Raw genomic sequence first — 8,960 nt, forward strand, 5'->3', positions numbered from 1 at the left:
GTCCCTTGGTTAAGGGACAAAGGCTTTTTTTATTACCAAAAATTGAAGGGGGAACTGTTATGAGCATGAAACCAAACGCAGAAACAATTAGCAAGCTGGCAGAGAAATATGACATGATACCTATTGCAAAGGAGATTTACGCCGATGTCATTACACCGATTACCTTGTTGCGAAGAATTTCCCAGAATCATCAACGTTTTTTTCTCCTTGAGAGCATAGAGGGAGGCGAAAAGTGGGGCAGGTATTCCTTTCTTGGGTTTAACCCCAGTATGCGAATTAGGTGTAAGAATGGCAAAGTAACACTGGAAGAGAATGGGGATCAAAAGCAAATACAGGAGGAGCCCTTTGAGGCACTTAGGAAGCTAATGAAGCAATATCAAGCGCCAAAGCTTCCGGATATGCCCCCATTTGCAGGAGGTTTGGTGGGATATTTTGCTTATTCCATGATTGGCTATTGTGAGCCAACTTTACATATTTCGAAAGATGAAATGGATGATTATGATTTCATGCTTTTTGATAAGGTGATTGCCTATGACCACTTGAAACAAAAAATCCAGATTATTGTGAACATGAAAACGGATCATATTCTAGAAAACTATGGTGAGGCAGTATCGGAGATAGAAAGTCTATCGGCATTTATAACCAATCAGGTGCCAGCAGAACGTGAGATGACCAAGTGCGTGCCCCATTTTACTTGTAATTTCACAAAAGAGGAATTTTGTCAGGCTGTGGAACGGGTGAAAGAGTATATCTACGATGGAGATATTTTTCAGGCTGTTATTTCAAGGCGTTTTGAAACGGATTACAACGACAGTTTGCTCAATGCCTATCGGGTGCTTAGAACCACAAATCCTTCGCCATATATGGTTTTTATGCAGTGTGAGAATACGCAAATCATTTCTGCTTCCCCCGAGACTCTTGTAAAGCTTCGGGATGGAAAGCTTTCTACCTTCCCAATTGCAGGCTCAAGACCAAGGGGATTAACGGAGGAGGAGGATACGGTTTTTGAAAAAGAGCTGATGGCAGATGAAAAGGAGCTTTCCGAGCATAATATGCTTGTGGATTTGGCGAGGAACGATATTGGGAGGATAGCAAAGCCCTTAACGGTTTCAGTTTCTGAATATATGAAGGTCATAAAATATTCCAAAATCATGCACATTTGCTCTGAGGTAAATGGAGAATTGAATAACGGGTTGGATGCTTATGATGCAGTTAAGGCAATCCTTCCCGCAGGTACCCTCTCCGGTGCGCCAAAGGTGAGAGCCTGTGAAATCATTGAGGGAACAGAACGATGCCCCAGGGGTGTTTACGGCGGGGCGTTGGGATACATTGATTTTACCGGAAACTTGGATACCTGCATTGCCATTCGTATGGCGGTGAAGAAAAACAACAAGGTTTTTGTTCAGGCGGGAGGCGGTATTGTGGCCGACAGTGTAGGGGAAACAGAATTTTTAGAGAGTGAAAACAAAGCAAAGGCAGTCATCAACGCCATTATTAATGCAAGGGAGGCAAATGATTTATGATTGTTGTAATTGATAATTTTGATAGCTTTACATACAATCTGGTACAGCTTGCATACCAGTTTGATGAAGACATACGGGTTTTTAGAAACAACAGCATTACTCCTGAGGAAATTGACGATCTTCATCCTGATAGCATTATCATATCGCCGGGGCCTTGTTACCCCCATGAAGCGGGAATTAGTGAAGAGCTCATTCAAAAGCTTGGGGATCGGTATAAAATTTTGGGGGTTTGCTTAGGGCATCAGGCGATTTGTGAGGTTTACGGCGCTAAAATCATTCATGCAAAAAGGCTGATGCATGGCAAGCAAAGTGAAATTAAGATAGATAATACTGCAACAATTTTTAAAGACTTACCCAGAAAAATAATGGCGGCAAGATATCACTCTCTTGTGGCAGAGAGAAGCACAATACCTGAAACCATTGAAATTATTGGGGAAGTTGAGGGTGAAGTTATGGCGATAAAGGTAAAAGGCAAAGAGATTTATGGTTTGCAATTTCATCCTGAATCCATTTTGTCTCAGTATGGCAGTCAGATAATGAAGAACTTTTTGGAACTATAATTATAATTGGAGGTGAATTTTATATGATAAAAGAAGCAATAAAACTGGCGATGGAAAGACAGAATATTTCAACGGAAATGGCAGAAGAGGTCATGAATGAAATTATGACGGGAAATGCTTCGGAAGCAGAAATGGCGGCATATTTGACAGCTCTTCGCATGAAGGGCGAGACCATAGACGAAATTACCGCAAGTGCAAAAGGGATGCGCAAAGCTTGCACCAGACTGCTCCACGATAAGGATGTCCTTGAAATTGTGGGCACAGGTGGGGATGAAGCGTTTACTTTTAACATCTCTACGATTTCCGCTTTTGTCATTTCTGCGGCAGGGGTGCCTATTGCAAAGCATGGAAACAGAAGCGTATCCAGTAAATGCGGTGCGGCAGATATTTTAGAAAGCTTAGGTGTAAACATTACTGCTGAAACAGAGACTATGACCAAATGCCTAGAGGAAAATGATATCTGCTTTATGTTCGCACAGAAATATCACCCATCCATGAAGTTTGTGGCACCTGTGAGAAAAAAATTGGGTGTGAGAACAATTTTTAATATCCTGGGGCCCCTTGCAAATCCTGCAGGAGCAAACATGGAGCTGATGGGAGTTTATGATAAGGAACTGGTTCGTCCCCTTGCTCAGGTTATGATGAATCTTGGGGTGAAGGCGGGAATGGTAGTGTGTGGAGACGATGGTTTAGACGAAATAACCTTAACAACCACAACAACAGCCTGCGAAATTCGAAACGGAAAGCTAAAAAACCGTGTGATTGATCCTGAGGATTATGGTTTTTCCTATTGTGAGCCATCAGACCTTGTTGGTGGTAGTCCTGAGGATAACAAGAAAATTGCTTTAGATATTCTCACGGGGAAAGAACAAGGGGCAAAGCGAGATGTGGTGCTTTTGAATGCAGGGGGTGCCCTTTATATTGCAGAAAAATGCCCTAGCATTCAAGCTGGAATTCAGCGTGCAAAGCAAATGCTGGACAGCGGCAAGGCATTGGAGAAGCTAGAGGCATTTATTCAGGTGACAAATCAGTGATTGGAGGGTGACGAATGATTCTGAATGAGCTGGCAAATATGGCACGAAAGCGCGTGGAGGAACAGAAAGAAATCATTTCCTTAGAGGAAATGAAAGAGCTTGCTAAATGCAAAAAGAAAACTTCCTTTGTTTTTGAGGAAGCATTGGGGAAAGACGGCCTTGCCTTTATTTGCGAGGTGAAGAAAGCCAGCCCCTCTAAAAGTGTTATTGCACAGGAATTCCCTTATCTGGACATTGCAAAAGACTATGAACAGGCAGGAGCGAATTGTATTTCCGTTCTGACGGAGCCTACAAAATTTCTAGGGAGAGACGAATACCTGGTTGAAATTAGTAAAGAGGTGAAAATTCCAATTTTACGAAAGGATTTCACGGTGGATGAATATATGATCTATCAGGCAAAAGCATTGGGAGCATCGGCAGTACTTCTGATATGTGCTTTGCTCGGCACCGATACGTTAAAGCAATATATTAAAGTCTGCGATAGTTTGGGTTTGAGTGCCCTTGTAGAGGCCCATGATAAAACAGAGATTGATTCGGCGGTGAGGGCAGGAGGAAGAATCATTGGCGTAAATAATCGAAACTTGAAGGATTTTACTGTGGATATACAAAATTGTATCCGGTTGAAAAGGTATATTCCAAAGGATGTAATCTCTATTGGAGAAAGCGGAATTCAGACCTCGCAGGATATTGCCAAGATAAGAGACGCAGGACTGGACGCCGTTTTGATAGGAGAAACGCTAATGCGTGCAAAGAATAAGAAGAAAGCGTTGGAAGCTCTGAAAGGAGGAGAACGATGAATATTAAAATATGCGGTTTAAGCCGGGAAGAAGATATCACCATGGCAAATCTATATAAGCCTGATTTTATTGGGTTTGTGTTTTACCCGCCCAGCGCTAGATATGTAACTGCTGAAAAAGCTGCTCAGTTAAAAAGCAAGTTGGATTTGGGAATTGATGCAGTTGGTGTATTTGTAAATGCAGAGATTCCTATGATTGAAAGCCTTTGTGCCCAAGGGGTTATCGATATGGTTCAGCTTCATGGCGACGAGGATGAGGACTATATGCTTCGCCTGAAAGAGGCTGTGAAAAAGCCAATTATAAAGGCAGTTCGGGTGAAAAATGCAGAGGAAATTTTAGCAGCAGAAAAACTTCCCTGTGAGTATTTATTATTAGATACTTACCGTGAGTACAACTACGGCGGAAGCGGAGAAACCTTTGACCATCGTGTGATACCACCAATTAAAAAACCATATTTCCTAGCTGGAGGATTAAATGCCAATAATATAGGTAAGGCTGCAAGAACCTGCAAACCTTTTGCCTTTGATGTAAGTAGTGGTTGTGAAACAAATGGATATAAGGATGACAAAAAATTTATGGGAGTGGTAGCTCTTGCAAAGCTACTATAAGAGGAAAGGATTGATTATATGAAAGAGAGAAAAGGCAGGTTTGGTGAGTTTGGCGGACAGTTTATTCCTGAGACATTAATGAACGCAGTCATTGAGCTGGAAGAGGCATATAACAAATACAAAGACGACCCTGCATTTGTGGAGGAATTGAAGGATTTATTAAATAACTTTGCAGGGCGCCCCTCTAATCTTTATTATGCCAAGCATATGACAGAGAAGCTTGGTGGCGCAAAAATATATTTGAAGCGAGAGGATTTGAACCATACAGGTTCTCACAAAATAAATAACGTTTTAGGGCAGGTACTTCTAGCGAAAAAAATGGGCAAAACAAGAATCATTGCGGAAACAGGCGCAGGCCAGCATGGTGTTGCAACGGCGACAGCGGCGGCACTTATGGGTCTGGAATGCGAAATTTATATGGGGAAGCATGATATAGACCGCCAAGCTTTAAATGTTTATCGTATGGAGCTATTGGGCGCCAAGGTGCATTCCGTTACCAGTGGAACCATGACCCTAAAGGATGCAGTAAATGAGACTTTTCGAGAGTGGACACAGAGAATTGATGATACCCACTATGTTTTGGGTTCTGTAATGGGTCCCCATCCTTTTCCTTTGATAGTGCGAGATTTTCAGGCAGTCATCAGCAAGGAAATCAGGGAGCAGATGTTAGAGATGGAAGGCAGATTGCCTGATGCTGTTCTTGCCTGTGTAGGAGGCGGAAGCAATGCAATTGGAGCATTTTACAACTTTATTGAGGATAAGGGGGTAAGGCTCATTGGCTGTGAAGCAGCGGGTCGAGGTGTAGATACAAAGGATACTGCTGCTACCATGGCTACCGGCAGTGTGGGTATTTTTCATGGCATGAAGTCCTATTTTTGTCAGGATGAATATGGGCAGATTGCCCCGGTGTATTCCATTTCGGCGGGACTGGACTATCCGGGGATTGGGCCGGAGCATGCCTATTTAAGGGATTCAGGCAGAGGGGAATACGTTCCGGTTACCGATGATGAGGCTGTGGAGGCCTTTGAATATCTTTCGAGAACAGAAGGAATCATTCCAGCAATTGAAAGTGCCCACGCCATATCCTATGCAATGAAACTGGCACCTACCATGGAGAAAGACCAAATCATTGTAGTGAATGTTTCGGGGCGAGGAGATAAAGACGTGGCGGCAATTGCAAGATACAAGGGGGTTGAGATCTATGAATAAAATGACAGCACAAAAATACATAGAGAAGGTTTTTTCAAATGGGAAGGCGTTTATTCCTTTCATCACTTGCGGTGACCCTGATTTGGAAACCACTGAGAAGCTGGTTTATGCCATGGAAGAGGCAGGGGCGGATTTAATTGAATTAGGAATACCTTTTTCTGACCCCGTTGCTGAGGGCTTGGTGATTCAGGAGGCAAGTGAGAGGGCGTTGCAGGGCGGCGTAACAACGGACGATATTTTTGTGATGGTGAGAAAAATTCGTGGGAAATCTGATGTACCCCTTGCTTTTATGACCTACGCTAACCTTGTGTTTACCTACGGTCTGGACAGATTTCTTACGCAATGTAAGGAATGTGGCATCTGCTGTGTTATCCTTCCTGATATTCCTTATGAGGAGAAGGGAGAAATGCTGGATAAATTTCAGGAATACGGTGTTAAGTTGATTTCTCTGATTGCTCCCACATCTCAAGATAGAATTAGTAAAATTGCGACGGAGGCAGAAGGCTTTGTTTATTGTGTTTCGTCTTTAGGGGTAACAGGAACCAGAAATGAAATTACAACAGATGTTGGTGCCATGGTGGCGAGGGTGAAAAAGGCAAAGGATATCCCCTGTGCCATAGGTTTTGGCATTTCAAACCCTGAAACTGCGTCAGAAATGAGCAAGGTGGCTGATGGTGTTATTGTGGGTAGTGCAATTGTAAAAATTGTGGGTACTTATGGAAGGGAATGTATAGAGCCTGTTTCTGAATTTGTTAGGACGATGAAGACAGCAATGGAAAAGAAATAAGTGAACAGATTCAAAGCAGTTTTAAATCAGTGGGAGACTATCTTTAAAATAGGGACTTGGTATTGAGCTAAAAACAAAATAGGGAGGCAGTGGGAATGAAACCGTCTGCCTCCCCAAATTTACCACTGCTTTTTTGTGCGTTAAAAATAGAGAGATAATGTTTGAAAAATGTATGGTTCTCTGGGTGTATCCCAAGGAAAAATGAGGGTACCTAATCATGCTTTTTTATTTTTCAAGGCAAATGAAAGAAAAGCTTCCAAACCTTCCATAATATCCTTATGCGTAATATCAAAATTTCCTGAATACCAAGGGTCAGCAATGTCTCTTGGATGCTCTGAAAAATCCAAAAGACGAAATACCTTTTTATGAGGGTCATCCCCTAAAATTTTCATCAGATTTTTGGTGTTATAAGCCTCCATCACCAGCAGATAATCAAAAACATCATAGTCTTGTCTGGTTACTTGTCGTGCTGTTTTTCCAGCACAATCTATTCCCAAAGCGTTGAGTTTTTTCTTTGCAGGGGGATAAATAGTATTGCCGATTTCTTCCCGACTAGTGGCGGCGGAAGCGATAGAAAAATCTTGATTGAACCCCTTTTTTGTCAGCATATCTCGAAATAGAAATTCTGCCATAGGAGAACGGCAGATATTTCCGTGGCATACAAATAATACACGAATCATATGGAACTCCTTTCCTCATTTTTGTTTATCATAAGCTGTTGGTATAGCTCAGGGCGTCGGTCTGACTTTAAAGGAAATTTATTTCTGCATTGAAGGGCTTCCTCACAAGAAATATCAAAGGTTGTGAGGTGGGTTCCCTCTTTTGCACAGGCAAGTATCTTTCCCCGAGGGGAGATTACCATGCTATCGCCAAAATAGGTAAGGCCACCACCAGTGCCAGCTCGATTTACACCTACAACAAAGGCTTGGTTTTCAATAGCTCGAGCTTTTAGTAGAACTGACCAGTCTTCTTTGCGGGAAATTGGCCAGTTGGCAATGACCACTAACAACGTGCTATTTTTTGAGGCGATTTGAAAAATTTCTGGAAAACGCAAATCATAGCAAATGAATGGCGACAAGGTGAAATCTTTTATTTTGCAAGATGCAATTGTAGTTCCTCCTGTATAAAAATCTTTCTCGGTACCGAAAGAAAAAGGATGAATTTTAGCATAGTTCGCCAGAAGTTCCCCTGTGGCAGATAGGATGGCACATTGATTTTCAGCTTTTTGGGAATCCACAATAGGCAGGCCAAAACAGATTGCCATTTGATGCAAGATGGCTTGTTGCCTGAAAAAGGAAATGGTTTCACTGGTTTCAAAGACTTCACCAAATTCCTTTATGTTTATGGTGAAACCTGTTAAAGTCATTTCAGGGAAGACCAATAAATCCACGTTCTCTTTTGCACCGGAAAGAATCAATTCCTCACACAGTTTTTTTGCATATGATTTATCTTGGAAGCCCATATCTATTTGAGCAAGACCTATGCGCATCTGTTTTACCTCCTCTTTAGTTCCATTCCTTCCATACGTCAGGACAATAGCCTAATGTAAATTCCTTTCCATTTCTCACGATGGGAGTCATAAAAAGAACAGGATTTTCAAGCAGGGTTCCCTCCCGCTTACTTTCATCAATATAATCCATAAACAAGGTTTGATATGCTTTTGCTTTGCGGTCGATCATATCTTCCAAAGGGATACGTCTTTTTGCCGCTTCAAAAACGCTTTTGCTCATTCCGAATTCATGAATATTGATATATTGGTAAGGTGTTTTTCTCTCCTTAAAATAGCGTTCGGCTTTTTTTGTGTCAAAGTTCTTTTGAGAGCCATAAATTTGTATGTTCATAAAGCTCACTCCTTTCTATCTATTCTGATTTTAGTAGAAAACTAGATAAGAAACAAGCCAAAGGATAGGATTCTCGTAGAAATTAATTTGCAGTATTTGATTGTATACAAAGGTATTGAAAAAATACCTTATTATGATAAAATTGAAAAGGTATATATAAATCAGTAAAATGTGCTTTTCTAAGCTTTTTTATTCGTTTGAAAAAGAAAGGTTGGTGTTTCAATTGAGAATGATTTCATGGAATGTGAATGGCCTGCGTGCTGCGGTTGGCAAAGGCTTTTTGGATTATTTTAAGGAAGTGGATGTAGATATTTTCTCGTTGCAGGAGACAAAGCTGCAAGAGGGGCAGATAGAATTGGACACAGAGGGGTATTTTCAGTATTGGAATTATGCTCAAAAAAAGGGCTATTCAGGAGTTGCTGTATTTACAAAAAAAGAGCCTTTATCTGTTTCTTATGGCCTAGGACATGAAGCCCATGATTCTGAAGGAAGAGTGATAACACTGGAGTTTGAAGAGTTTTATCACATTACAGTGTATACTCCCAATTCTCAGCAGGAAAATGCAAGGCTTGATTACCGCATGGCGTGGGAAGATGCTTTT

Annotated in this window: 11 protein-coding genes and 1 other annotated feature (1 of these 12 cut by a window edge); of the genes, 8 read left to right on the forward strand and 3 right to left on the reverse strand. The window is 41.6% G+C overall.

Annotated elements, in window-relative coordinates:
- Window positions 1-9 (forward strand) — a binding site (T-box leader) (it extends 251 nt beyond the left edge of the window).
- Between the two features lie 50 nt (window positions 10-59).
- The 7 genes from trpE to trpA are packed head-to-tail and all read left to right on the forward strand — an operon-like array spanning window position 60 to window position 6,518.
- Window positions 60-1,523, forward strand: a complete 1,464-nt coding sequence (gene trpE, locus RTK36_RS03235; protein WP_312044288.1) for an anthranilate synthase component I — start codon at window positions 60-62, stop codon at window positions 1,521-1,523.
- Entirely contained in the window at window positions 1,520-2,083 is a 564-nt protein-coding gene (locus tag RTK36_RS03240; protein WP_312044290.1) for an anthranilate synthase component II, read from the forward strand. The genes trpE and RTK36_RS03240 overlap by 4 nt, the downstream gene beginning before the upstream one ends.
- Before the next feature lie 23 nt (window positions 2,084-2,106).
- Window positions 2,107-3,117, forward strand: a complete 1,011-nt coding sequence (gene trpD / locus RTK36_RS03245) for an anthranilate phosphoribosyltransferase (RefSeq protein WP_312044292.1) — start codon at window positions 2,107-2,109, stop codon at window positions 3,115-3,117.
- A 14-nt stretch (window positions 3,118-3,131) separates the two neighbouring features.
- Entirely contained in the window at window positions 3,132-3,914 is a 783-nt protein-coding gene (gene trpC, locus RTK36_RS03250) for an indole-3-glycerol phosphate synthase TrpC (RefSeq protein WP_312044294.1), read from the forward strand.
- On the forward strand, window positions 3,911-4,522 hold the full coding sequence (locus tag RTK36_RS03255) for a phosphoribosylanthranilate isomerase (protein WP_312044296.1): 612 nt from the start codon (window positions 3,911-3,913) through the stop codon (window positions 4,520-4,522). Before trpC ends, RTK36_RS03255 begins: the two co-directional genes overlap by 4 nt.
- A gap of 18 nt (window positions 4,523-4,540) precedes the next feature.
- Window positions 4,541-5,731, forward strand: coding sequence for a tryptophan synthase subunit beta (gene trpB, locus RTK36_RS03260; protein WP_312044298.1), 1,191 nt, complete (start codon window positions 4,541-4,543; stop codon window positions 5,729-5,731).
- Window positions 5,724-6,518: a tryptophan synthase subunit alpha gene (gene trpA / locus RTK36_RS03265; protein ID WP_312044300.1), complete on the forward strand. Its 795-nt coding sequence runs from the start codon at window positions 5,724-5,726 to the stop codon at window positions 6,516-6,518. Before trpB ends, trpA begins: the two co-directional genes overlap by 8 nt.
- 215 nt (window positions 6,519-6,733) lie before the next feature.
- On the opposite strand, the gene RTK36_RS03270 is transcribed toward trpA, so the two are convergent.
- From RTK36_RS03270 to RTK36_RS03280, 3 genes are read right to left on the reverse strand one after another with little or no spacing between them, the layout of a single operon-like run.
- A complete protein-coding gene (locus RTK36_RS03270) occupies window positions 6,734-7,198 on the reverse strand; it encodes a low molecular weight protein-tyrosine-phosphatase (RefSeq protein ID WP_312044302.1) in 465 nt (154 codons plus the stop codon).
- Entirely contained in the window at window positions 7,195-8,007 is an 813-nt protein-coding gene (locus RTK36_RS03275; RefSeq protein WP_312044304.1) for a nitrilase-related carbon-nitrogen hydrolase, read from the reverse strand. Before RTK36_RS03275 ends, RTK36_RS03270 begins: the two co-directional genes overlap by 4 nt.
- 16 nt (window positions 8,008-8,023) lie before the next feature.
- Complete coding sequence (locus RTK36_RS03280; protein ID WP_312044306.1) at window positions 8,024-8,359, reverse strand: arsenate reductase family protein; 336 nt, start codon at window positions 8,357-8,359, stop codon at window positions 8,024-8,026.
- Window positions 8,360-8,582: 223 nt separating this feature from the next.
- Here RTK36_RS03280 and RTK36_RS03285 point away from each other — a divergent pair.
- Window positions 8,583-8,960: exodeoxyribonuclease III (locus tag RTK36_RS03285; RefSeq protein ID WP_312044308.1), on the forward strand; the 378-nt coding region annotated here is incomplete at its 3' end.

Source organism: Anaerotignum sp. (assembly GCF_031981185.1).
In the GTDB taxonomy this organism is placed as follows: Bacteria; Bacillota; Clostridia; order Lachnospirales; family Anaerotignaceae; genus Chakrabartyella.

Bases quoted from the DNA above. Each gene is read 5' to 3' on its own strand.
- trpE (WP_312044288.1), top strand. From the start codon at position 60: ATGAGCATGAAACCAAACGCAGAAACAATTAGCAAGCTGGCAGAGAAA.
- RTK36_RS03240 (WP_312044290.1), top strand. From the start codon at position 1,520: ATGATTGTTGTAATTGATAATTTTGATAGCTTTACATACAATCTGGTA.
- trpD (WP_312044292.1), top strand. From the start codon at position 2,107: ATGATAAAAGAAGCAATAAAACTGGCGATGGAAAGACAGAATATTTCA.
- trpC (WP_312044294.1), top strand. From the start codon at position 3,132: ATGATTCTGAATGAGCTGGCAAATATGGCACGAAAGCGCGTGGAGGAA.
- RTK36_RS03255 (WP_312044296.1), top strand. From the start codon at position 3,911: ATGAATATTAAAATATGCGGTTTAAGCCGGGAAGAAGATATCACCATG.
- trpB (WP_312044298.1), top strand. From the start codon at position 4,541: ATGAAAGAGAGAAAAGGCAGGTTTGGTGAGTTTGGCGGACAGTTTATT.
- trpA (WP_312044300.1), top strand. From the start codon at position 5,724: ATGAATAAAATGACAGCACAAAAATACATAGAGAAGGTTTTTTCAAAT.
- RTK36_RS03270 (WP_312044302.1), bottom strand. From the start codon at position 7,198: ATGATTCGTGTATTATTTGTATGCCACGGAAATATCTGCCGTTCTCCT.
- RTK36_RS03275 (WP_312044304.1), bottom strand. From the start codon at position 8,007: ATGCGCATAGGTCTTGCTCAAATAGATATGGGCTTCCAAGATAAATCA.
- RTK36_RS03280 (WP_312044306.1), bottom strand. From the start codon at position 8,359: ATGAACATACAAATTTATGGCTCTCAAAAGAACTTTGACACAAAAAAA.